Here is a 22,363-nt window from a genome sequence, read left to right as displayed (position 1 = left end):
CCATCGGCCGCAGGCGGCGGGCGCGCGTCCGGGCAGCCGCGGGCGTGGAACCGGCTGCCGCGAGGATGGTATTCGCCTGTCCGGGGGCATACAACAGCAAGGTGGTTTGATCTGCGTCATGCGGGCCTTCTGCATGCTGCCTAGAGTTGCGGCATGAAGCTTGATCCCTCGTCGGCGGATGTTCGCCCCGGCGACCCTGGTCCGCGGGCCGCCGCGCAGCCGACACCTCCCGGCCCCGCGCATCCTCCGCAACCGCGGGTGCTCGCGGCCATTTGGCGCCGTGCACCCGCGGCGCTCGCCGTGCTGGCGCTGGTCGCCTTGGCGCTCTTGTTCGGTCCGCGCGTGCTGTGGGGGCCGCGCGTCGCGGTCACGCCGGTGCTGCGCGGCGACTTCGTCCAGTCGGTGGTCGCCAGCGGACATGTCGAGGCGCCTCACCGGGTCAGCATCGGCGCGCAGCTTGCCGGCGAGGTGAGGGCGGTGCCGGTGGAAGAGGGGCAGGAGGTCATGGCGGGCCAGGCGCTCATCCAGTTGGTCGACGCTGAATGGGTTGCCGCCGCAGCGCAAGCCGACGCGGCCGTCCAGCAGGCCGAAGCGCGCCTGAGGCTGCTGCGCGAAGTGCAGGCGCCGGTGGCCGCGCAGGCCTTGCGGCAGGCCGAGATCAACGCGGGGAACGCGCGTGCGCAGTGGGGCAGGAACGTGACGCTGCGCGAGCAGGGCTTCATTGGCCAGGCTGCGCTGGACGACTTGAAGAAAGCGCTCGATCTCAGCGAGGCGCAGGTGCTCACGGCCCGAAGCCAGCTCGCGAGTGCGCAGCCCGGCGGCAGCGACCATGCGGTGGCGACCACGGCCCTGGCCGAGGCGAGGGCCGCGGCGGCGGCGGCGCACGCGCGTCTGAACTACACGGCGATCACGGCGCCTGTGGCCGGCACGCTGATCGACCGCTCGGTGGAGCCGGGCGACGTGGTGCAGCCCGGCAAGACGCTCATGGTGCTCTCGCCGGCCGGCCAGACACAGCTCGTGGTGCAGATCGACGAGAAGAACCCGGCATTGCTCGCGCCCGGCCAGCAGGCGGTGGCGTCGGCCGATGCCTATGCCGACCAGCACTTCGCCGCCGAGCTGGTCTACATCAATCCCGGCGTGGACGTTCAGCGCGGCTCGGTCGAAGTCAAGCTGGCCGTGCCGCATCCACCGGCCTACCTGCGTCAGGACATGACCGTATCGGTGCAGATCCGGACGGCTTCCCGCAGTCAGACGCTGCTCCTTGCGAGCGATGCAGTGCGCGATGCCGATCGCGGCGAGCCCTGGGTGCTGAAGGTCGATGGGCACCATGCCAGGCGCCAGCGTGTGAAGCTGGGCCTGCGTTCGGGCGGCCAGAGCGAAGTGCTGGAGGGATTGCAGGCCGGCGATCTGGTGGTGCCGGTATCGACGCCGGGCATCGCCGAGGGCTCGCGCCTGCAGCCGCTCGTGCGGACCGGTTCCGCCTCCTGACGGTTCGTCCGCCATGAAGCTGAAGCGCGGCCTTCCCTTCGAATGGATCATCGCAGCGCGTTTCCTGCGAGAAGGACGCATGCAGACGGCATTGATCATCACCGGCATCGCCATCGGAGTGGCGGTGATCGTCTTCATGTCGGCGCTGCTGGTCGCCTTGCAGGCGAACTTCATTCGCCGGGTGCTGACGGCGCAGGCGCACATCCAGCTGCTGCCGCCAAAAGAGGTCGCGCGCGTGATCGAGCGGGGCGTCGGCGCGGCGGGCGTTCATGACGATGCCATCGTCCAGGCGCCGCTGCAGCGGATCAAGTCGATCGACCAGTGGCAGTCGATCGCGGCGCAGATCCAGGCGATGCCGGGCGTCGTGCTGGTCTCGCCGTCTGCCAGCGGCTCCGCCCTGGTGGTGCGTGGCGACGCGAGCCGGGCGATCACGCTGATCGGCATTGACCCGCAGGTGTACTTCCGCATCGTGACCATTCCCGAGAAGATCGTGCACGGCACGCCCCGCCTGACGAACACCGACATCCTGATCGGCATCGACCTTGCCAGCGACCTCGGCGTCACCGTGGGCGACAAGCTGCGCGTCTCCACCGCCGCCGGCAGCGACAACACGCTCACGGTGACGGGGCTGTTCGACCTCGGCAACAAGGGCGCCAACCAGCGCACCACCTACGTGGCGCTGCGCACCGCGCAGAGCCTGCTGGGCCTCGTCGGCGGTGTCTCGAGCATCGACGTGACCGTGCGGGACGTGTACGCGGCGGAGGACATCGCGCGACACATCACGGCCGGCACCGGGGTGGAGGCGGACAGCTGGATCGCGACCAATGCGCAGTTCTTCACCGCCGTGCAGGCGCAGAAGACCTCCAACACCACGATCCGCTTCTTCGTGGGGCTGTCGGTGGCTTTCGGCATCGCCAGCGTGCTGGTGGTGTCGGTGGTGCAGAAGTCGCGCGAGATCGGCATCCTGCGGGCGATGGGCATCTCGCGCGGGCAGGTGCTGCGGGTGTTCCTGGTGCAGGGGGGCTGCTCGGGCTCATGGGCTCCCTCGGCGGCTCGTGCCTGGCGCTGGTGGCGCTGTGGTTGTGGCAGCGCTATGCACGCAATCCCGATGGCACGCCCTTCTTCCCGATGGAGATCGAGCCGGGCCTGTTCCTCCTCTCGATGCTGCTTGCGACCCTCACCGGCCTGGTGGCGGCCTTTGCGCCCGCGTTGCGAGCGGCGCGCCTTGATCCGGTGGTGGCGATCCGTGGCTGAACCGGTGGTTCGCATGCGTGGTGTGCGCAAGGCCTTTCACGTCGGTCTGCCGATCGAGACCGAGGTGCTGCACGGAATCGACCTGGATCTGGTGCCCGGCGAGTTCTGCGCCGTGATGGGGCCCTCCGGGTCGGGCAAGAGCACGTTGCTGAACATCATCGGCCTGCTGGACCGCCCGACCGCCGGCTCGCTGCGCATCTGCGGAGAGGAAACCGTGGGCCTCGACGACCATGCGATCACCCGTCTGCGCGGGCACAGCATCGGCTTCGTGTTCCAGTATCACAACCTGCTGACGGGCTTCACGGCACTCGAAAACGTGATGATGCCGATGATCGGCAGCGCCGGCTTCATCGAGCGGAGCATGACCGAGCGAGCGGCCGGATTGCTCGACAGCGTGGGCCTGTCGAAGTGGCGCAACAACCTGGCCACCAATCTCAGCGGGGGTCAGCAGCAGCGGGTGGCGGTGGCGCGTGCGCTCGCCATGAACCCGCGTCTGCTGCTGGCTGACGAGCCGACCGGCAACCTGGATACCCAATCCGCCGATGCCGTGTTCTCGCTGCTGCGCGAGGCCAATCGGCAGGAGGGCATGGCGGTCCTGTTCGTCACCCACAACGCGACGCTGGCCGAGCGGTGCGACCGCATCGTGAGGGTCGTCGACGGCCGCCTGGCCAATCCCGCGTGAGGAGCGTGATCAGGACGACGCTGCCGGCGACCAGAGACCGCGGCTCATTCGATCGACAGCGCGGCGCTGGGCAGAGTCACGCGAACGGGCTTGCCTTCGGCCTCCGCTTCGCCCTCGGTCGCCGGCTCGGTCGCGCGCACCAGCAGGACGGGGACCGGCGCCATGCGCAGGATCTGCTCGGCGCTGCTGCCGAGGAACAATCGCTTCGCCCCGCGGCGGCCGTGGGTGCCCAGCACGATCAGCTCGGCCGGCCAGCTCGCGGCCTCCTTCGTCACGAGCTCGGTCACCGAGCCGTCGAGGTTGTCGCGCAGTACCGTGTCCACGGTGATGCCGGCGGCCTCGACCTTCTGCCGGCATTCGCTCAGCAGCTTGGTACCGTTCTCGCGCAGCAGGCCCACCCAGTCGCCGGCATAGCCGGAATAGGCGTCCATCGCGAGCGCGGCGGACAACTCGTCGACCACGTGGATCAGCCGCAGCTTGCCGTTGACGAGCCGCGCCAGATCAATGGCCTGCTCGAGGCCCTGCATCGAGGTGGCGCTGCCGTCGACGGGGACGAGGATCTGCTGGTACATGAGGGCTCCTTATGTTTTGAATCGATCCAGTATTGGCGCGCAGCCTATGGCCGCGATTGACGCAGGTCAAGCGCCGCGAATAGCATTGGCCGACCCAGGGATGGCAGGGCCGTATACGGCATCCGGACGAAACCATGAGCAGCATGACTTCGATGTTGGCGACCTTTTTGGCGGGATGGCTGTTCGCCTTCAGTGCCGGCACCGCAGCCGCTGCAGATGCCGAAGGCCCCGCATCGAGGCCGCCTGCGGCAACTGCCGCCGCCCAGACTGACGAAGCCGCAACGCTGCGCATCCTCCATCGCGACATCCTCACGATGAGGGCCCGCATCGCCGGCATCCCGCCGCAGGCGCGCGTGCGGCGTGCCCGCGAGCGGTTGGAGGCGCTGCCGGACGAGGCGGTCACTCTGCCGCTCAACACCGTGCAGTTCCAGGCCGGCGCTGACCGCGGCGTGCAGTTCCTTCTCGGCGACCTTCCTCTGTTCTCGGTGGTCGAGGGAGACGTCGACCCCGAGGCGAAGCAGGATTTCGACGCACTGGTCGCCCAGACGCGCAACCGGATGGAGGAGGTCTACGCTGCATGGGGCCAGATGCGCAGCAGGCCGCTGTTGCTGCAAGGACTGGCCCGGTCGGCTGGTGCAACCCTGCTCTTCGCTGCGCTGGTCTGGGTCGCCTACCGAGTCATGGCCCGGGTGGTGGGATGGATGGAAGAGAGGCGCGACGTGCTGGCGGCGCGCTTTTCCTATGTCGACTGGCGCGAATTCCTCGCCAGGCTGGCGGTCGTCATGCTGCACGTCCTCCAGTGGGTCGTCCTGCTCGCGCTCACCTATTCGTGGGCGCACTTCGTGCTCGGCAGCTTCGTGGCCACGGCGCCCATCGCGCGCGACCTCGGCGATTGGCTTTTGCGCAAGATCTCCTGGCTGGCCGAGGGTACCCTGGACAGTCTGCCCGGTCTTGCAACGGTCCTGATCGTCCTCGGATTCACGCGCACGGTCGTCGATCTGCTGGGCTACCTGTTCGACGCGCTGCAGAAGGGCCGCCTGCGTCTGCCGCTCTTTCATCCCGAGACCGCCAGCGCGACCCGCCGCATCTTCACGCTCTTTGCCTGGTGCGTCGGCATCGCGGTGGCCTATCCGTTCCTGCCCGGTGCGAGCAGCGACGTGTTCAAGGGACTCTCGGTCCTGTTCGGCCTGATGGTCACGCTCGGGTCCACCGGGCTGGTCACGCAACTCATGAGCGGCCTCGTCGTCGTGTACTCGCGCTCCCTGCACAAGGGCGACTTCGTCGACATCAACGGCGTGCAAGGGGTGGTGACCGAGGTGGCCTCGCTGGCGACCAAGATCGTCAACGTGCGCAATGACGAAATCACGATCCCGAATTCGGTCGTGATCTCCAGTCCCATCCACAACTACTCGAAGCTTTCGGGCACACATGGCACGCTGCTCAGCACCAAGGTCACCATCGGCTACGACGCGCCCTGGCGCCGGTGCATGCGCTGCTGATCGAAGCGGCGCGCAGGACCGCGGGCGTGCGCCCGACGCCGGAGCCCTACGTCTATCAGCGCGCGCTGTCCGACTTCTACGTGGAATACGAGCTGTTCGCCAGCATCGAGAAGCCGTCGGACCGCATCCCGATCCTTTCGGCCCTTCACGAGAGCATCCAGGATGCCTTCAACGAGCACGGTGTCCAGATCATGTCGCCGCACTTCCTGGGTCAGCCGGACCACGCGGTCGTCGTACCGAAGACGCAGTGGTACGCGAGCCCGGCCTCGCCGGGCGCTCAGGCGTCGTCCGTGCGCGGCGGCTAGGGTCGTGCCATCGCCCGTTCGCTTGATCTGCCGCAAGCCGCATGCCGGGCAGGCGATCAAGATGTCCTTGTCTCCGAGGAGTCCCGCATGAACAGCACCCTGGTTGTCTTCTACTCGTACAGCGGTACGTGCCGCCGCGCCGCGCAGTTGCTCGCATCGCACTGCGGATGGCCGCTGGCCGAGATCCGCGATGCGCGTCCGCGCGCGGGATTCATGGGCGACTTGCGCTGCGTGCTCGACTCGATGCTGCGGCGCCGACCCGCGATTCGCTATGAAGGCGCCGCGCCCGCGGACTTCGACGCCGTGGTCATCGTGTCCCCGATCTGGGCCTATCAGATGGCCGGCCCGATGCGGACCTTCCTTGCGGAGAACGCCGGGCGGCTGCGGCGTCTCGCGCAGGTCACGGTCATGAATGCCGCCGGCGCATCGAACGCCGTGGGGGAGGCGACCCGATTGCTCCAGCGCGCACCGGTTCTCACCGCGGAGTTCCTGACGCGCGAGATCCAGGACGGCAGCGGAACGACGCGCCTGCTCGCCTTCGGCGAGGCGCTGGCCTCGGCGTCCGGCACGCAGGCGCCGCCACATCGGGCGCTGACGGAAGCCGATATTTCGCAGCCCATCACGCATTGATGCGGATCGGCCCGCCGAGCGGCTTCAGGGGCCGGGCAGGAGGGGCTCGTCGTCTTCGAGTGGGTCTGCGGCTTCCTGCAGCCGCTGCATCACGACGGCATCGGCCTCGGAGGCATCGGATGTGCGAGCAGCGAGGCGCTCACGCAGGACCGCGACCGGCGCTTCGCAGGCGAGGATCTCGAACCGGACGCCGCATTGGCGTGCCAGTTCATGGGCCGCGTCGCGCTCGCCGCGACGCAGGAAGGCCGCATCGATCACCACGCTGAAGCCCGCGTCGAGGATGGCGCGCGCGAGCGCGAAGAGCCGTTCGTAGGTGCGCGCCGTCGCTTCGCGCGAATAGATGTCGAGCCCGTGCGCGCGCGAGTTTTCGAGCGCACCCAGGCCGAACAGGCGCTTGCGTTCCACGTCGGAGCGCACGCGGATCGCCCCGTGCTGCTCCAGCAGCCCTTGGGACTGGAAGGTCTTGCCGGAGCCGGGCAGGCCGTGCGTGATCACCAGGCGCGGCAACGCCGGATTCGACCATTCGAGCGCCGCGCGGACATAGGCTGCCGCTGCGTCGCAGCGCCCCCGCGCAGATGTGCGGCCTGGGCGCGCACGAGTGCGCGGTAGACGAGCGCATAGCGCAGGACGCCCGCAGCCTCCTGCTCGCCGGTGGCGTCGAGCCATGCGTTGAGGAAGCGCCGAGGCGAAGTCCGGCCGCCCGCGCGCTGCGAAGTCCATCGCCGGAAATGCCGCGTCCTCGGCGATGTCGATCCATCGCAGCGAGGGGTCGAACTCGATGGCGTCGAAGCCGGCGACCGCCCCGTCGAGCTCGACGATGTTGTCCAGGTGAAGGTCGCCGTGGCATTCGCGGACATGGCCGCTGCGGCGTCGGGAGGCCCATTGGGGCGCGAGCTTGCGGGCTCCTGCATCGAGCCAGGCTTGAAGGCCTGTGCTCTCGGCGGCGGAAAGCATCGGGCGTGCGCCCTCGAGTGCAGCCAGGGCGCGGCGCAGCGGGGGCACATGTCCGGCGGTCGCGCGGCGCTTGACGGGCGCTGCAGCGTGCGCAGCCGCCAGCATGGCGGCAAGGCCGTCCACGTCGCGCGCGGACAGCGCACCGGCGGCCAGTCGTTCGCCGAACAGGGCGCCGTCGGCGAAACGCCGCATGCGCACGGCGTAGTCGAGCATCGGACCCGTGCCGTCGATCTCGGGCGCCGACGGCTCCCCCGTGATACGTGCGACGCCCAGGTACAGCGAAGGCGCCGTCCGTCGGTTCAGGCGCACTTCCTCATGGCAGAAGTGCCGCCGCTTGCTCAGCGTGGCGTAGTCCAGGAAAGCCAGGCGCACCGGCTTCTTCACCTTGTAGGCGTAAGCCGGCGTGAGCAGGACCCACGAGATGTGGGTCTCGATCACCCGCGCACCGAGGTGCAGCGCGAGCGCCTGCACCACGGCCGCGGACTTCTCCAACCGGCTGCGCGGGACCGGACCGTTCAGCTCCGAGACTGGCACGTGCACTTGCCGGATGACGATCAGTGCGCCATCAGCACAGGCACGGTCATGTGCGCGAGGATTTCGCGCGTCATCCCGCCCAGAACCAGCTCGCGCACGCGCGAGTGGCCATAGCCGCCCATCACGAGCATGTCGATCTGGAGATCGCACAGCCGCGACAGCAGCGCGTCGGACATCGGCACGTCCCCGACCAGGCGATCGACCGTGGCTGCGATGCCGTGCCGGTCGAGCCATGCGGTGAGATGCAGTTGCAGCATCGGCCCGGGGTCTTCCGCCTCACCCTTCCCGGCGACATGGAGCAGGGTCACCTGGTCGGCACGCGAGAGCACCGGCAACGCCGCATTCAGGGCAACCGCCGATTCGCGCGAGCCGTTCCAGGCCACCAAGACGCGGCGCGGGGCGGCCTTGAACTCTCCGGCGTACGGCACCACCACCGCGGGGCGGCCAAGTCCCAGCATCACCTCGCCGACCAGCCCGCGAGCGGGTGTGTCGGTGGGGATGTCGCCGCCTTCCTGGCCGAGCACCACAAGGTCGCTGGTGCGCCCATGGTCGATCAGCGTGTCCGTGCTCAAGCCGTCGACCTGGCGCAACTCGAAGGAGACGGATCGCCAAGCTTCCATTTGCGTGCGGAATGCCTGCGCGATGCCTTCGGCGCGCTGCTTCAGGTAGGCGGCCGATTCCGCAATGAAATCGCTCGCGCCCGTGTCGATCATGCCGGCCGGAATGGAGCCTTCGTAGAGGCCCGTCGGCAGCAGGCCGACCACGTGGGCGTCGTGCTCGTGCGCCAGTGTCGCGGCGAAACCGATGCGCGCCGCGCAACGGCTGCTGTTGTCGAGGTGAACCAGGATCGTCTTGTAGCTCACGGCTGCCTCCTTCTTCATGAGTACGATGCCGCATCTTCGTGGCGTAGGCACCGGCGGCGTTTGCGCTTCGTCAAGCCCGCGCGTCGGCGTCTTCCCTACATTGACCCGCAGCGAGGGGCTTCATGCCCTGCGCCTCCCATGTGATGTGAAAGGAATACCATGAAATCCGATGTACCGACCCGCAGCGTCCCCTTGGCCGAACTCGACGGCCAGAACCTGCGCAGGCAGCTCGAGGTAATGAAGCAGCGCACGCTGGACGAGCTGTGTCGGCGCACCGAGCCGATGGACACCCTCCCGGAGCGCGTGTCGTACGAACAAGAGGTCCACGACAACGCGGACGATGCGGAGCTGGAGCGCAGCGAGGACCTGCGCTTCGCCGAGATCGACGTCGATCGCAAGCGCTTGAGCGAGATCGAGGAAGCCCTGCGGCGAATGGACGAGGGCAGCTATGGCGTTTGCGTGGCGTGCGGGGATGACATTCCGCGTGAGCGCCTACTTGCCCTTCCTACGGCACTGCGCTGCAGCGCGTGCCAGCTGGCCAGCGAAAAGCATCGCCGCGCCTGAATCGGAGGTGAGCGCGGACGGTGCCCAGCGCACCTGATGCGCCTCGCAAAGCGGCTGCCACGTTGTAGGCTGCCGGCCGGGCCATTACGATCGCCCGGTGAACACAACCACCGCCACGCATCTTGCCGTCCTCGATGACGAGACCGAAATCACGCAGATGCTGGCCGTCTACCTGACCGCCCAGGGCTATCGCGTGAGTGCGCTGCACACGGGCGCGGAGCTGCTGGCGCTGATGGCCCACGACGCGCCGGCCCTGTTGCTGCTCGACCTGGGTTTGCCGGGGGAGGACGGATTTGCAATCGCCCGGACCGTGCGCGAACACTGGCACTGTGGCCTCATCATCGTGACGGGGCGCGGCGACGCGGTGGACAAGGTGGTGGGGCTGGAGGTCGGCGCCGACGACTATGTGACCAAGCCCTTCGATCTGCGCGAGCTGCTGGCGCGCATCAAGGCCGTGCTGCGGCGCGTGGCGCCGGCTCGGCCGCCGGCTGCGCCGGCCGTGGCTTCGCCGCCGGCCCCGACCGGGCAGGTGCTGCGCTTTGCGAACTGGGAACTCGACATGGCCGCGCGACGCCTGCTCGATCCGAACGGCGCCGAGACCGTGCTGACCACCGGGGAGTTCGAGCTGCTCAGCGTGCTCGCAAGCCACCCCAACCGGGTGCTGACGCGCGATTTCCTGCTCGAATCCACGCGCGGGCGCGAGGCGGGCCCGTTCGACCGGACCATCGACGTGCAGATCGGGCGTCTGCGCCGTAAGCTCGAAGCCGATCCAGGCAATCCCCAGATCATCAAGTCGGTGCGCGGGGCAGGCTACATCCTAGTCGCGAAGGTCAACGGCGGCTGACCGATCCGCCGCGGTCCGCTTACTTCCCGGGGGATTGCGGCGCGGCGGGTGACGATCCGGGACGGCGGGCGGTCTCGACGGCCTTCGCCGCAGCGTCGCGCGCGGCCTGCGCCGCCCTGCCGGTCGCTTCGGCGGCGGCCTCGAGCGCTTCGCGCGTGGCCTGGGCCGCCTTCTCGGCCTCTTCCTGGGTCGACTGTGCGGCGATCCTGGCCGTCTCTTCGGCGCGCCGCAACGCCTCCTCCGAGGCCTTTGTCGCCTTCCTGCCTTCTTCCAGCGCCACATTCGCGGCTTCCTTGCCGGCGTCCAGTGCCATGGCCGACGATTCCGAGGCCTTGGCCTCGAAGCGCCTCGCGGCCTCCGCGGCTTTCTTCGCGGCGAGCCGGATCGCTTCCGCCAACGCCTTGGAGATCTTCCCGGCGTTGACCTTGCCTTGCTCGGCGGCGGCATTGGCTGCGTCGGCCGCCTTCTTGGCCGCGCGTTGCGCCTCTTGCGCGGCCTTGCTGGCGGCGTCCTTGGTCTTCTGGGTCGGCGTCGATGCCGGGCTCAGCTGACCTGCAGGGTCCAGGCCCGCGGCGGAAGAGGCGAAGCCGAGGGCGAGGGCAAGAAGAGCGATCAGAATCTTCTTCGGCATGGCTGGCTCCCAAAAGTCGATAGGGCGAGCTTCATGCGGGCAGGGCGCGAGGCGGTTGAGCTATCGCAAGGAATGGCGCTCTCACAACGCGAACGCCGGCGCCGTCTGCGCGCTCAGCGGACCGAGGCCGCGCAGAACGACGCCAGCTCGGCCACGACCTGTGCGGCCGCATGCTGTGCGGCGATCACGCCGCCGTAGGGATCATCGGTGGGGGCGTCGACCCGTGCATCGAATTCGCGGCTCGCGACGACCTTGCGAGTCGCGGTGTCGATCAGCGTCGCACGCAGCGTCAGGCGCACGTGGCTCGGTGTCGTCGAAAAGTCCTGCTGCAGCCGCAGGAGTTCGGTCTCCAGCCGGAACTGGCCGATCGCCAGGGTGGGGGTGCCCAGAACGGCGTGGAACGCGCCCGTGCGTCCGATCGCGCGCACCATCTTCGGGGCGAGCATGTTCGACGGCGTGTCCACCCATTGGTTGTGCGCGAAGTACTCGATCTCGTAGGGCCGCCGCACGTAGGCGATCTGCGCGGTTTCGAAGCCCGGGGCGGCGCGTGGAAGATCGACGATCAATGTCCGCGCGGTCGCGACCGGCCCCGCCGGCGCGGCGGACGCCTCGCTCTCGCCGGAAAGGGCGAACAGCGCTGGCGAAGCGGCGGGCTCCGGCAGGAGCGACTTGGCGCAGCCGCCCAGCAGGGCCGGGAACAACGCGGCGACCAGCGCTGCGCGGGCGGCGTGACGGGATAGAAACATCATGGGCGAGTCCTTTCGCCGGGGCCGGGCTTTCTCGCAGGGGCGCCCACCAGCAGGCTGTTCGGATTGCGTTCGGTCTGTTCGCTCAGGCGCTGCAGCGAAACGGCGAGCTGGTTCATCTCGCTCAGCAGACTCGCCAGCGCGGGCGCAGCGTCGGTACTGATCTGCTGGAAGCCGCCCGCCGCCGCCTCGACGCTGCTGCCGACACGATCGCTCGCAGCGTTGACCTTTTCCGCCATCCTGTCGACCGAGTCGGCGGCAGCCGCGACCCGATCGACCGCGCGAGCGAGATGCTCGCTCGCGCGGGCCGTGTTGTTGGCGGTGCGCGCCGCATCGGCGATGCCGCTCGAGAGCGCGGCCTGTTGCGCCGCCAGCGTGCGGGTCAGGGTCGCGGTGTCCGCGAGCATCTGCTTCAACGCGGCCCGCGTATCGGCGTCGAAAGTGGCGTTCAGGTTCGTGGACATGCGGTCTACGCTGGCGAGCACCGTGGAGAGCACGCTTTCGAGCCGGGTGCTCAGCGAGGGCTTGGAAGGGATATTGGGAATGTCGCCGGCATTGGCACCGCGAAGCGGCGGCGAACCGGCCGTGCCGCCGCTGAGTTCGACATAGGCGATGCCGGTGAGTCCCTGCGTCTTCAGGACCGCCTCGGTGTCCGTCTTGATCGGCGTTCCCTGCTCGATGAGGAAGCGCAGGCGTACCTGGCTCGAATCCGCAGGATCGATCGCGATCTCCTTGACTTTGCCGACGTCGACGCCGAGGTACTTGACCGGCGCATCCACGTTCAGCCCGGCCACGGACTCGCGCATGATCGACTGGTAGGTTCCGTAGTGCTTGGCGCCACTGGCGCCGGCGGCCAGCCACAGCACGCCGACCACCAGCGCGGCGCCGAGCAGGAGCATGAATGCGCCGACCAGTGTGTAATTCACCTTGTCGTCCATGGCGTTTCCTTGTTGCGGCGACTTTGTGCCGCCGATGCGGTGGCCCGCTGCTGGCGAGGGCCTTCGAAGTAGCCGCGCACGATGGGGTGCTCGTGCCGTGACAGTTCCTCCATCGAGCCGCTGGCCAGCACCCGCCCTTCGCCGAGAACCGCAACGCGGTCGCAGACTTGCCACAGCAGATCGAGGTCGTGCGAGATGATCACGATCGTCAGACCGTAGAGCGCGTGCGTGCGCAGGATCAGCTCGCTCACGCCCGCGGCGCTGTCGGGGTCCAGCCCGGAGGTCGGTTCGTCGAGGAACAGCAATTCGGGGTCGAGCGCGATCGCGCGTGCCAGCGATGCGCGCTTGAGCATGCCGCCGCTGAATTCGCCCGGCTGCTTCAGGCCGGCGTCGGGCGGCAGGCCGGTGAGGGACAGCTTCCACTCGGCGATGCGGTCGATCAGCGCGCGATCGAGCCGGCTGTGCTCGCGAAGCGGAAGCCCGATGTTCTCGCGCACGTTGAGCGCGCTGAACAATCCCCCGTGCTGGAACATGACGCCCCATCGCAGGCGCAGCGCGTGCGCCTGTGGCGACGTGAGTGTCGCAACGTCGTGGCCGAACAGATGGATCGATCCCGACGTCGGACGCTGCAGCAGGATCATCTCGCGCATGAGCACCGATTTGCCCGAGCCGCTGCCGCCCGCGATCGCGAGGATCTCGCCGCGGCGGACCTCCAGGTCGAGATCGGTGTGTACCGCGTGGCTGCCGAAGCGGGTGCAGACCTTGCTCATCGCGATCACCGTGTCGGGTGGCGGTGCCATGTGTTCGCAGGCTCTCACAGGTCGAGGATGTTGAACGCGACGGAAAACAAGGCGTCGGCCACGATCACGAGGAAGATCGACTGCACCACGCTCTTGGTCGTCTGCCGGCCCACGCTGTCGGCGCTGCCGCGGGTGCGAAAGCCCTGGAAGCAGCCGATCAGCGCGATCACGACCGCGAACACCAGCGACTTGCCGACGCCCACCAGCAGCGTGGAGCCGTGCATCTCCCGGCCGAAACGATCGATGAATTCAGGAAAGCCGATGTCCAGTTGCACGCGCGCCATCACCATGCCGCCCAGCACGCCGGTCATGTCCGCGAAGACGGTGAGCAGCGGCAGCGAGACGGCAAGCGCCAGCACCTTCGGGAGCACGAGCAGCTCGATCGGATCGATCGCGATGGTCCGCATCGCATCGACTTCCTCGGTCACGACCATCGTGCCGATCTGGGCCGCGTAGGCGGAGCCGGAACGCCCGGCGATGATGATCGCGCTGATCAGCGGCGCGAACTCGCGCAGCATGGCATAGCCGACCAGATCGACCACGAACACGTTGGCGCCGTAGTGCCTCAACTGGTCGGCGCCCTGGTACGCCACGACCACGCCGAGCAGGAACGACGTGAGCCCGATGATCGGGAGTGCATCGAAGCCGTCGATCTGGATGTTGCGCAACGCGGTGCGCCAGCGGATGCGGCGCGGGCGCATCAGCAGCGCCAGCGCGGCGATGGCGGACTGTCCCAGGAAGCGCAGCAGCCCGAGCGCCTCCTGCGCCGCGGCGTCGGCCCGGCGGCCGAGGCGCTCCAGCGCGGACCGTGCAGGCGGCTGCGGCAAGGGCCGATCGGGCTGCTCGCCGACCAGTGTCATCAGCATCTGCATGCGCGGGGACCAGTTGCGCAGCGCCGGCGCCGCGCCGTGTTGGCGCAGCCAGCGCTGAAGCACCCACACGCCCGCGCTGTCGATGGCGTCGAGCGACGCGCCATCCAGGACGACCGTACCCGGGCCGCAGGCGTGCGCGTCAAGCGCTTTCGGGATGTCGCCCAGCCCGCGCACCGTCCAGTTGCCGGCCAGCGACCATCCACCGGTGGCCAGCGGCGACATGCTGGCCTGGGAAGATTCCATCGATGTTTGCATGCCGCGCGATTAAGGCCCGTGCGCTGCGTTCAGGTCAAGTGCTTCGGCGACGGCGTCGTCGACCGTTTCGAGCGGCACGAAGCGCATGGACGCGCGCACCGTCTCGGGCACGTCCGCGAGATCCCTGAGGTTGCGGGCAGGAAGCAGCACGGCCGACAGCCCCGCGCGCTGGGCGGCGAGCACCTTTTCCTTGATCCCGCCGACGGGCAGCACCAGGCCTCGAAGGCTGATTTCCCCGGTCATGGCGACGTCGTGCCGCACCTTCCGGTCGGAGAAGAGCGACGCCAGCGCGATGAACATGGCGACACCGGCGCTGGGGCCGTCCTTGGGCACCGCGCCGGCCGGGATGTGCAGGTGCACGTCGCTCGTGTCGAACACCTCCGGCCGGATGCCCAGCGCCGCAGCGTGGGTCTTGGCCAGCGTGAACGCGGCCTGCGCGCTCTCCTTCATGACATCGCCAAGCTGCCCGGTCAGGCGCAGCTTGCCGGTGCCCTGCATGCGCGCGGCTTCGATGAAGAGGATGTCGCCGCCCACCGGCGTCCATGCCAGACCCGTGGCCACGCCGGTGAGGCTGCTGCGCAGCGCGGCCTCATGCTCGAAGCGCGCAGGGCCGAGCACCGCATCCAGTTCGGCCGCGTCGACCTTGACCGATGGCGCCGAGCCTTCCGCGACCCGCATCGCTGCGTGCCGCATGACGCGGCCGATCTCGCGTTCGAGCTGGCGCACGCCGGCCTCGCGCGTGCGATTCGCGATGATGTCCGCGATGGCCGCCTCGGTCAGGACGCACTGGTCTTCCTTCAGCCCGTTGGCTTCGCGTTGCCGGGGCACGAGGTAGCGCCGCGCGATGTTGAGTTTTTCTTCCTGCGAATAGCCGGGGAGCTCGATCACCTCCATGCGGTCGCGCACGGGCGCGGGCACGTTGTCGATCACGTTCGCGGTGGCGATGAAGACCACCCGGCTCAGGTCGAACGGGATGCCGAGGTAGTTGTCGCGGAAGGTGCCGTTCTGCTCGGGGTCCAGCACCTCCAGCAACGCGGCCGACGGGTCGCCGTGCGCGCTTGCGCTGAGCTTGTCGACTTCATCGAGCATCATCACCGCGTCGCGGGCTCCGGCACGGCGCAGGCCCTGCAGGATATTGCCCGGCAAGGCGCCGATGTAGGTGCGGCGGTGCCCGCGGATCTCCGCTTCGTCGTGCACGCCGCCGAGCGATACGCGCACGAAGGGGCGCTGGATGGCGCGCGCGATGCTCTGTCCCAATGACGTCTTGCCGACCCCGGGCGGACCTACGAAGCAGAGAATCGGCGCACGCCCCGCGGGGTTGAGCTTGCGCACGGCGAGGAACTCGAGCACGCGCTTCTTGACGCTTTCGAGGCCGAAGTGATCGGCCTCCAGCGTCGCGCGCGCCGCGCCAAGATCGATCGGCGCCACGGCCGGGCTCTTCCAGGGCAACTCGACCATCCACTCCAGATAGGTGCGCAGCATGGCGTACTCGCCGCTCGTGTCCTGCATGGAGCGCAGCCGCTGGAGTTCCTTGCGCGCGTGCGTTTCGGCATCGGCCGGCATGCCCGACTCGGCGATGGCTTCGTCGATGCGCTGGAGTTCTTCCGCGTTCGCATCGTCTTCGCCGAGTTCGTGCCGGATGGTTTCCATCTGCTGGCGCAGCAGGAATTTGCGCTGTGTGTCGCTGATCTGTTCCTTGGTGCGCTCTCCGATTTCGCGGGACAGGCGCACGACCTCCAGGCGATGCGAGAGAAGCTTGAGCAGCTTCTCGACCCGCGGCACCGTCGCGACCATTTCCAGCAGTTCCTGCTTCTCGTTCACCTCGACGTCGATCACGCCTGCCACGATGTCCGAGAGCGCCGAAGGGCCGCGCGTGGTCTGCAGCGCCTGCACGAATTCCGAAGGCACGCTGGGAAGCAGCGAAAGCAGTTCGATGGCGCGCTCGCGCAGTTGAAGTTCCAGCGCTTCGGCCTCGGGGGAGGTGTCGGCGTCCTGGTCGATCTCGGCGATCTTCGCCGCCAGGAAAGGATAGCCGTCGCAGGGCTCGACCAGGCGGAAGCGATGGATGCCCTGGCACACGGCATGGTGCTGTCCCTGCTCGGGTTCCACGTGGTGGACGATCGTGGCGAGGGTCCCGATCGCGCGGAGCGAATCGAAGGCGGGCGTTTCCTCCTGCGGGTCCTTCTGCAGGACGACGCCCACCGGAACCTGGTGCTCGAGCGCATGCCTGAGCGCGGCGATCGAAGCATCGCGTCCGACGCTGATCGCGGTCAGCGCATGCGGAAACAGGACGAAGTTCCGCATCGGGATCAACGCCACCACGCCGGGGGGCAGACCGGGCTGGTTGATCGTCATGGCCTACCTCCGGCGGGTGTCCAGCGTGCCGTCAGCCCATGCCACGCGTCTAGGCACGGCCGGCGGCGCGCGCGAGCTGGAGGCGCTCCGCGATCTCGGCCACGCTCAGGGCGGTGAAGTCATTGTTCAACTCGATGCCGATCTTCTCGCTGACCCCCTGGCTCAACTGTTGCCTGAGTTCGCCGAGGAAGGGCTTCGCGGCCAGGAGGGCCAGCGAATCGAATTCGTGGGCGGCAAGCCCCTTGTCCAGGCGGTCCGCCAATGCACGCGCGAAGCGCACATGCTCCTTCCGGCGGATGTCGTCGCGCGCCTCGAACCGATCGTCGTGGTGGTCTCGTTCGCCACCGCCCTGATCGCTCGCAGCGATTTCGCCGGGGTGCACGCGACTCTGCGCATGCGTCAAGGATTCGACCGGCTCCAGTTCGCCATTGCTGGAACCTTGGCGAAAGATGCGTGCGAGCGAGGCGTTGGCCACCACGATCCATTGGTTTTTCATGGATGTCTCCTGTTGCTGATGCTGAAGGTGCTCGCGATCACGCCGCGTTCAGCGGCGGGCGATCAGCACGCCGGCGATCAGGCCGGCGAGCGCCACCGCGGCCATGGCGGGGTAGGGGTTCCGATGCATGGTGCCATCGGCCGTCTGCATCGCCTCGAGCGCCTTGCTCTTCGCGCCGCTGCGCATTTCGTCCAGACGTTCGCTGAAGCCCTGCAATGCATGGCCCCATTTGTCCGTCGCGCGGGTCGTTGCGTCATCCATGGTGTGTGTCCTTCGTACGGTGAGTGGAGCAGGTCATGTTAGGAACCGGAGCCGCCTTCGGATTGACGCATGTCAATTGTTCGAGCGATCCCGTGCCGATGCGCAAGGAGTCGGTCTGGATTGCGATGGATCAACCCGGACCCGACCCGGTGCTCGTACGATCTCTTGTCGCGTGAGGGCAAGGAGCACCTCACGCCATCCAGCCGAGATCCAACGTATTCGGAAAGGTTCGTCATGAAGACCGACGCGCAACTCAAGAAAGACGTGGAGAGCGAACTCGAGTGGGACCCGGCGATCAACGCGGCCCACGTCGGGGTCATGGTGGAGAACGGCGTGGTCACGCTCACCGGGCACCTCGGCACGTATGGCGAAAAGTTCCTCGTGGAACGCGCCGTTCAGCGTGTGCAGGGCGTCAGGGCGCTCGCGCTCGAACTGGATGTCAAGCTTGCGCCAAGTCACCAGCGAAGCGATTCCGAGATCGCGGCCGCCGCGGAAGATGCGCTGACGTGGAGTGCACAGGTGCCTGCAGGCATCACCCTGAAGGTCGAACAGGGGTGGATCACGCTCAAGGGTGACGTGGAGTGGGAGTACCAGCGCAGTGCGGCGGCGCGCGCCGTGCGTTCGCTCAAGGGGGTGGTGGGCGTCAGCAACAGCATCGTGCTGAAGCAGCGTCCGGCGCATTCCAACGTGGTGGCAAAGATTCGCGACGCGCTGGTTCGCCAGGCCGAGCAGGAGGCGGAACACATCGATGTGCTCATCGATGGGTCCGAGGCCACATTGCGTGGCACCGTCCGCTCGTGGGCGGAGCGTTCGGCAGCGCAGGGTGCCGCATGGTCCGCCGTGGGCGTCACGAATGTCGTCAACGAACTGAAGGTCGCGACCTGAGTTCCGGTGGCCGAGTTCGAGGCCATGCCGCTCGTCATGCCACCGCCGATCGATCCCTGCCTGTGGGGGACGATTGCGACGGACGTTGCGATGGTGTCCCGCGCCGATGGGGAGGCCCTGGAGGCACGGCGCTCGCAGCGCCTGCGTCGCCTGCTGGACGTGGCCAGGGAGCGCTCGCCCTATTACCGGCGTGTGCTGCGCAACCGCGATATCGACAGGGTCCGCCTCGAAGACCTGCCGGTCGCGAGGAAGTGCGAGCTGATGAGTCACTTCGACCAGTGGGTCACGGATCCCGGCATCCGGCTCGATGGACTGCGCGGCTTCATCTCGGATGCCAGCCGCATCGCGGAACCCTACCTGGGCCGCTACCTGGCGTGGGAGAGCTCAGGCAGCAGTGGCGAGCCAGGTATCTTTGTCCAGGATGATCTCGCTCTCGCGGTGTTCGACGCACTCGACGCGGTGCGTCGGCCGATGCTTCGGCCCATGCCGCATCTGTTCGATCCCTGGGGGTGGGGCGAGCGGGTCGCGTTTGTCGGCGCGACGAATGGCCATTTCGCGAGCACGGTTTCGATCGAGCGGCTGCGGCGGCTCAATCCCGTACTTTGGCAGCGCTTGCACTGCATATCGTTCATGCAGCCGATCGAGGCCATCGTCAGGGAAATCGATGCGCTGGCGCCGACGGTCATCGCCACGTATCCGAGTGCGGCGGCGCTCCTGGCGCAGGAGCGGCTTGGCGGACGGATGCGCACGGTCCCGCGCGAGGTGTGGACCGGCGGCGAAGATCTCTCGCCCGCAAAGCGTGAGTTCATTCGCCAGGCCTTCGGCTGCCAGTTGATCAACAGCTACGGGGCCTCGGAGTTTCTGTCGCTCGCCTTCGAGTGCGATCAGGGTGCGATGCACCTGAACGCCGATTGGGCGATTCTGGAATCGGTGGATGGCCGGGGCCGCACGGTGCCTGCCGGCGAGGCCGGCGCGACGGTGCTGCTGACGAACCTTGCCAACCATGTGCAGCCGATCATCCGATACGACCTGGGCGATCGCGTCACCCTGCACGCGAACGGGTGCTCGTGCGGGTCCCATCTGCCCGTGATCGAGGTACAGGGTCGCTGCGAGGACACGCTCTGCCTGGGGAGCGAGCGCGCCGGTTCCATCCAGGTGCTCCCGCTCGCGTTGAGCACCGCTATCGAGGAAGGGGCCGGGCTCTTCGATTTCCAGGTGGTTCAGAAGGGGCGGTGCGAACTCCTGCTGTGCACGGGATCGCGGAGTGCCGATGCGGAGCGCGCTCTGCAAAGGGCCCAGCGCGTGCTGGGCGAGTTCCTGCGATCGCAGGGCGCGACCGGCGTGCGGATCGAGTGCCGCGCCGGGCAGCCCGGGCGCGTCGGCCGCAGCGGCAAGGTATCGCGGGTCATAGCCGCTCCCGCGGCGTCGCCCGGCGGGCCATGAGGACTGCCGCGCCGGTTGCGCCGGCACGCCCTAGGCGGGTTCCGTGCCGGGGTGCCGGACCAGCAGCACGGGCACCGGCGCGGCGCGCACGACCAGCTCCGCATCGCTGCCCAGCGTCAGGCGGCTGACGCCCCTGCGTCCATGCGTTCCCATCACGATCAAGTCGCATCCGTTGGCCTTTGTCTCCGCGAGCACGATGGTGGCAACGCGGGCCCCGGTCACCTCGCGCAGGGCGACTTCGGCCTTCACCCCGGACTTGGCCGCGAGCTCCTGCGCGTCGGAGAGCAGCTTCTCCCCATAATCGCGCAGCGTCTGCAGCACGTCGTCATAGGCAGCGACATCCGACAGTTCCGCGAGCATCGGAAAGTCATCGATCACATGGAGGATGTGCAGGCTGGCCTTCTGTTCTGCAGCCAGCCGAATGGCTTCCTGCAGGCCCTGAGCCGCAGTCTTGCTGCCGTCGATGGGAACGAGGATACGGTGGTACATGGCTGAGCTTTCCCTGGCGCTTTGATGGACGATCCGCCCGCCACTGGCCATGGTGGCGAACAAGGAATTCTTGGCGGGTGGTGCGGCGCGCCCCTTGCGTTCCATCAAGTTTCGTGACTTGGGAGCAATGCGATCCCCGATGCCGGCCGTCGGGCTACTGGACGGATCGCGCGCAGGCGACGCATCATCGAATCCCCTCAATCCGGGAATGCCATGCCTACCGAGGCCACCCATGTCGCGCCGCCGGCACAAACGCTTCCTCCACAGCCGATCAGCGTGGCGGTCCTGCTCGAGAAATACGCAAAGGGCGGCGAACACAGCGTCGCCGATGTGCGAGCCCGGGTCGCCCGCGCGCTCGCGCAGGCCGAGAAGCCCTCGAGTCGCGCGCAGTGGGAAGAGCGCTTTGCGCGGGCGCTCGAGGCCGGCTTTCTTCCCGGCGGTCGCATCCAGTCGTCCGCCGGCACCGACTTGTCGACGACGCTCATCAATTGCTTCGTGCAGCCCGTGGGCGATTCGATCGCGGCCGAAGAAGGCGGCCATCCCGGTATCTATGTCGCCTTGACGGAGGCCACGGAGACGATGCGCCTCGGCGGCGGGGTCGGCTACGACTTCTCGCGCATCCGCCCGGCCGGCGCCTGGGTCCGGGGCACCCAGTCCCTCGCGTCGGGTCCGGTGTCGTACATGCGCGTCTTCGATCGCTCGTGCGAAACGGTGGAATCGGCGGGTGCGAGGCGCGGTGCGCAGATGGGTGTGCTCCGGTGCGACCATCCGGACATCGAGACCTTTGTCCATGCCAAGGACGAGGGTGATCTGTCCAACTTCAACATCTCGGTGGGCGTGACCGATGCCTTCATGAGGGCGGTCGAGAACGACGCGCCATTCGAACTCGTGCACCGGGCCGAACCCGGTCCCCGTTACCGTGCCGAGGGCGCGCATCAACGCGAAGACGGCCTCTGGGTCTATCGCACGATCCCGGCGCGCGGGCTCTGGGAGCAGATCATGCGGTCGACCTACGACCATGCCGAGCCGGGCGTGCTCTTCCTGGACCGCATCAACCTCGACAACAATCTTTCCTACTGCGAGGTCATCGCGGCCACGAATCCCTGCGGCGAGCAGCCGCTGCCGCCGTACGGTTGCTGCTGTCTCGGTTCGATCGACCTCACGCGCTTCGTGCGGTCGCCATTCGAAGCGGATGCGCGTTTTGACGAAGAGGGCTTCGCGCGCCTGGCCGCGATCGCCGTGCGCATGCTCGACGACGTGCTGGATGTCTCGGCCTGGCCGCTGGCCAGGCAGCGCGACGAAGCCCGCGACAAGCGACGTATCGGGTTGGGATTCACCGGCCTGGGCGACGCACTGGTGATGCTGAATCTGCGCTACGACACGGCTGCTGCGCGAGATGCGGCCCGTCGCATCGCGCAGGTCATGCGGGACGCGGCCTATGGTGCATCGGTGGACCTTGCGGCCGAGCGCGGCGCCTTCCCGCTCTTCAACGCCGAGCTGTACCTGGGCCGCGGAACCTTCGCCTCACGATTGCCTGCACCGCTCAAGGCGCGCATCGCGGCTGTGGGTATTCGGAATTCGCACCTTCTGTCGATCGCTCCCGCGGGCACGATCAGCATTGCCTTGGCGGACAACGCGAGCAATGGGATCGAGCCCGCGTACGCCTGGACTTACAGGCGCCGCAGGCGGACGCCGGACGGCGGTTTCACGGAGCATCCGGTCGAGGACCACGCCCGGCGTCTCTACCGGCACCTCAAGGGGGAGGGCGTGCCGTTGACACCCGCCTTCGTCACCGCGCTTCAGATCAGCGCCCTGGCGCATGAGGAGATGGTTGCTGCAGTGGCTCCGATGATCGACTCCGGAATCTCCAAGACCGTGAACGTTCCCGTCGACTACCGCTACGAGGACTTTCGGGATCTGTACATGCGCGCATGGAAGTCGGACCTCAAGGGCCTGGCGACCTACCGGCCGAATCCGGTGCTGGGTGCCGTGCTCAGGAACTG

Annotated in this window: 21 protein-coding genes and 1 pseudogene; 10 read left to right on the top strand and 12 right to left on the bottom strand. The window is 68.0% G+C overall.

Annotation, left to right across the window (positions count from 1 at the left end; translation table 11 throughout):
- The first annotated feature begins 153 nt into the window (after positions 1–153).
- Positions 154–1,488, top strand: coding sequence for an efflux RND transporter periplasmic adaptor subunit (locus tag ACQ858_RS12525; RefSeq protein WP_431273067.1), 1,335 nt, complete (start codon positions 154–156; stop codon positions 1,486–1,488).
- A 13-nt stretch (positions 1,489–1,501) separates the two neighbouring features.
- On the top strand, positions 1,502–3,424 hold the full coding sequence (locus ACQ858_RS12520; RefSeq protein ID WP_431273066.1) for an ATP-binding cassette domain-containing protein: 1,923 nt from the start codon (positions 1,502–1,504) through the stop codon (positions 3,422–3,424).
- A 44-nt stretch (positions 3,425–3,468) separates the two neighbouring features.
- Here the strand turns inward: ACQ858_RS12520 and ACQ858_RS12515 are convergent, their stop codons facing one another.
- Complete coding sequence (locus ACQ858_RS12515; protein ID WP_431273065.1) at positions 3,469–3,996, bottom strand: universal stress protein; 528 nt, start codon at positions 3,994–3,996, stop codon at positions 3,469–3,471.
- 134 nt (positions 3,997–4,130) lie between these two features.
- On the opposite strand from ACQ858_RS12515, the gene ACQ858_RS12510 reads away from it, so the two are divergent.
- The 3 genes from ACQ858_RS12510 to ACQ858_RS12500 all read left to right on the top strand — a co-directional run bounded on the left by ACQ858_RS12510 (position 4,131) and on the right by ACQ858_RS12500 (position 6,430).
- Positions 4,131–5,495, top strand: a complete 1,365-nt coding sequence (locus tag ACQ858_RS12510; protein ID WP_431273064.1) for a mechanosensitive ion channel family protein — start codon at positions 4,131–4,133, stop codon at positions 5,493–5,495.
- The gene (locus tag ACQ858_RS12505; RefSeq protein ID WP_431273063.1) at positions 5,480–5,800 is read left to right on the top strand and encodes a hypothetical protein; all 321 of its coding nucleotides are present in this window, start codon (positions 5,480–5,482) and stop codon (positions 5,798–5,800) included. Before ACQ858_RS12510 ends, ACQ858_RS12505 begins: the two co-directional genes overlap by 16 nt.
- Before the next feature lie 87 nt (positions 5,801–5,887).
- Positions 5,888–6,430: a flavodoxin gene (locus ACQ858_RS12500; RefSeq protein WP_431273062.1), complete on the top strand. Its 543-nt coding sequence runs from the start codon at positions 5,888–5,890 to the stop codon at positions 6,428–6,430.
- A gap of 24 nt (positions 6,431–6,454) precedes the next feature.
- Here ACQ858_RS12500 and ACQ858_RS12495 read toward each other — a convergent pair whose 3' ends face one another.
- Positions 6,455–7,918: an AAA family ATPase gene (locus ACQ858_RS12495; RefSeq protein ID WP_431273061.1), complete on the bottom strand. Its 1,464-nt coding sequence runs from the start codon at positions 7,916–7,918 to the stop codon at positions 6,455–6,457.
- 20 nt (positions 7,919–7,938) lie between these two features.
- Complete coding sequence (locus ACQ858_RS12490) at positions 7,939–8,781, bottom strand: universal stress protein (RefSeq protein ID WP_431273060.1); 843 nt, start codon at positions 8,779–8,781, stop codon at positions 7,939–7,941.
- Positions 8,782–8,973: 192 nt separating this feature from the next.
- Between ACQ858_RS12490 and ACQ858_RS12485 the strand changes: the two genes are divergently transcribed.
- Entirely contained in the window at positions 8,974–9,345 is a 372-nt protein-coding gene (locus ACQ858_RS12485) for a TraR/DksA family transcriptional regulator (protein ID WP_431273059.1), read from the top strand.
- 97 nt (positions 9,346–9,442) lie between these two features.
- Complete coding sequence (locus ACQ858_RS12480; protein WP_431273058.1) at positions 9,443–10,189, top strand: winged helix-turn-helix domain-containing protein; 747 nt, start codon at positions 9,443–9,445, stop codon at positions 10,187–10,189.
- A 19-nt stretch (positions 10,190–10,208) separates the two neighbouring features.
- On the opposite strand, the gene ACQ858_RS12475 is transcribed toward ACQ858_RS12480, so the two are convergent.
- The 8 genes from ACQ858_RS12475 to ACQ858_RS12440 form a co-directional block, all read right to left on the bottom strand.
- Entirely contained in the window at positions 10,209–10,820 is a 612-nt protein-coding gene (locus tag ACQ858_RS12475) for a hypothetical protein (RefSeq protein WP_431273057.1), read from the bottom strand.
- A 113-nt stretch (positions 10,821–10,933) separates the two neighbouring features.
- On the bottom strand, positions 10,934–11,569 hold the full coding sequence (locus ACQ858_RS12470; RefSeq protein WP_431273056.1) for an ABC-type transport auxiliary lipoprotein family protein: 636 nt from the start codon (positions 11,567–11,569) through the stop codon (positions 10,934–10,936).
- Complete coding sequence (locus ACQ858_RS12465) at positions 11,566–12,504, bottom strand: MlaD family protein (protein WP_431273055.1); 939 nt, start codon at positions 12,502–12,504, stop codon at positions 11,566–11,568. The genes ACQ858_RS12470 and ACQ858_RS12465 overlap by 4 nt, the downstream gene beginning before the upstream one ends.
- The gene (locus ACQ858_RS12460; RefSeq protein ID WP_431273054.1) at positions 12,489–13,304 is read right to left on the bottom strand and encodes an ABC transporter ATP-binding protein; all 816 of its coding nucleotides are present in this window, start codon (positions 13,302–13,304) and stop codon (positions 12,489–12,491) included. The genes ACQ858_RS12465 and ACQ858_RS12460 overlap by 16 nt, the downstream gene beginning before the upstream one ends.
- 14 nt (positions 13,305–13,318) lie before the next feature.
- Complete coding sequence (locus ACQ858_RS12455; RefSeq protein WP_431273053.1) at positions 13,319–14,419, bottom strand: ABC transporter permease; 1,101 nt, start codon at positions 14,417–14,419, stop codon at positions 13,319–13,321.
- 21 nt (positions 14,420–14,440) lie between these two features.
- Positions 14,441–16,786 (bottom strand): endopeptidase La, encoded by a 2,346-nt coding sequence (lon, locus tag ACQ858_RS12450; RefSeq protein ID WP_431273052.1) that lies wholly within the window; start codon positions 16,784–16,786, stop codon positions 14,441–14,443.
- A gap of 49 nt (positions 16,787–16,835) precedes the next feature.
- Positions 16,836–17,282 carry a host attachment protein gene (locus ACQ858_RS12445; RefSeq protein ID WP_431273051.1) on the bottom strand — a complete coding sequence of 149 codons (447 nt, stop codon included), beginning with the start codon at positions 17,280–17,282 and terminating at the stop codon, positions 16,836–16,838.
- A gap of 48 nt (positions 17,283–17,330) precedes the next feature.
- On the bottom strand, positions 17,331–17,543 hold the full coding sequence (locus ACQ858_RS12440; RefSeq protein WP_431273050.1) for a hypothetical protein: 213 nt from the start codon (positions 17,541–17,543) through the stop codon (positions 17,331–17,333).
- Between the two features lie 234 nt (positions 17,544–17,777).
- Here ACQ858_RS12440 and ACQ858_RS12435 point away from each other — a divergent pair, with 234 nt between their 5' ends.
- Complete coding sequence (locus tag ACQ858_RS12435; protein ID WP_431273049.1) at positions 17,778–18,428, top strand: BON domain-containing protein; 651 nt, start codon at positions 17,778–17,780, stop codon at positions 18,426–18,428.
- 6 nt (positions 18,429–18,434) lie between these two features.
- A complete protein-coding gene (locus ACQ858_RS12430; RefSeq protein WP_431273048.1) occupies positions 18,435–19,871 on the top strand; it encodes a phenylacetate--CoA ligase family protein in 1,437 nt (478 codons plus the stop codon).
- A 30-nt stretch (positions 19,872–19,901) separates the two neighbouring features.
- Here the strand turns inward: ACQ858_RS12430 and ACQ858_RS12425 are convergent, their stop codons facing one another.
- Positions 19,902–20,465 (bottom strand): universal stress protein, encoded by a 564-nt coding sequence (locus ACQ858_RS12425; RefSeq protein WP_431273047.1) that lies wholly within the window; start codon positions 20,463–20,465, stop codon positions 19,902–19,904.
- 108 nt (positions 20,466–20,573) lie between these two features.
- On the opposite strand from ACQ858_RS12425, the pseudogene ACQ858_RS12420 reads away from it, so the two are divergent.
- A pseudogene (locus tag ACQ858_RS12420) lies at positions 20,574–22,355 on the top strand (adenosylcobalamin-dependent ribonucleoside-diphosphate reductase); the annotation flags it as partial.
- Between the last annotated feature and the right edge of the window lie 8 nt (positions 22,356–22,363).

The organism is Variovorax ureilyticus (assembly GCF_050632185.1).
GTDB classification, from domain to species: domain Bacteria; phylum Pseudomonadota; class Gammaproteobacteria; order Burkholderiales; family Burkholderiaceae_C; genus Variovorax; species Variovorax ureilyticus_A.
Note: the sequence above shows the minus strand (reverse complement) of the source record. Positions and strands in the feature narration are given on the sequence as shown.

Excerpts from the sequence above, each read along its gene's own strand:
- ACQ858_RS12525 (WP_431273067.1), top strand. The coding sequence starts at position 154 with ATGAAGCTTGATCCCTCGTCGGCGGATGTTCGCCCCGGCGACCCTGGT.
- ACQ858_RS12500 (WP_431273062.1), top strand. The coding sequence starts at position 5,888 with ATGAACAGCACCCTGGTTGTCTTCTACTCGTACAGCGGTACGTGCCGC.
- ACQ858_RS12475 (WP_431273057.1), bottom strand. The coding sequence starts at position 10,820 with ATGCCGAAGAAGATTCTGATCGCTCTTCTTGCCCTCGCCCTCGGCTTC.
- ACQ858_RS12520 (WP_431273066.1), top strand. The coding sequence starts at position 1,502 with ATGAAGCTGAAGCGCGGCCTTCCCTTCGAATGGATCATCGCAGCGCGT.
- ACQ858_RS12425 (WP_431273047.1), bottom strand. The coding sequence starts at position 20,465 with ATGGAACGCAAGGGGCGCGCCGCACCACCCGCCAAGAATTCCTTGTTC.
- ACQ858_RS12465 (WP_431273055.1), bottom strand. The coding sequence starts at position 12,504 with ATGGACGACAAGGTGAATTACACACTGGTCGGCGCATTCATGCTCCTG.
- ACQ858_RS12470 (WP_431273056.1), bottom strand. The coding sequence starts at position 11,569 with ATGATGTTTCTATCCCGTCACGCCGCCCGCGCAGCGCTGGTCGCCGCG.
- ACQ858_RS12510 (WP_431273064.1), top strand. The coding sequence starts at position 4,131 with ATGAGCAGCATGACTTCGATGTTGGCGACCTTTTTGGCGGGATGGCTG.
- lon (WP_431273052.1), bottom strand. The coding sequence starts at position 16,786 with ATGACGATCAACCAGCCCGGTCTGCCCCCCGGCGTGGTGGCGTTGATC.
- ACQ858_RS12515 (WP_431273065.1), bottom strand. The coding sequence starts at position 3,996 with ATGTACCAGCAGATCCTCGTCCCCGTCGACGGCAGCGCCACCTCGATG.
- ACQ858_RS12435 (WP_431273049.1), top strand. The coding sequence starts at position 17,778 with ATGAAGACCGACGCGCAACTCAAGAAAGACGTGGAGAGCGAACTCGAG.
- ACQ858_RS12455 (WP_431273053.1), bottom strand. The coding sequence starts at position 14,419 with ATGGAATCTTCCCAGGCCAGCATGTCGCCGCTGGCCACCGGTGGATGG.
- ACQ858_RS12460 (WP_431273054.1), bottom strand. The coding sequence starts at position 13,304 with ATGGCACCGCCACCCGACACGGTGATCGCGATGAGCAAGGTCTGCACC.
- ACQ858_RS12445 (WP_431273051.1), bottom strand. The coding sequence starts at position 17,282 with ATGAAAAACCAATGGATCGTGGTGGCCAACGCCTCGCTCGCACGCATC.
- ACQ858_RS12440 (WP_431273050.1), bottom strand. The coding sequence starts at position 17,543 with ATGGATGACGCAACGACCCGCGCGACGGACAAATGGGGCCATGCATTG.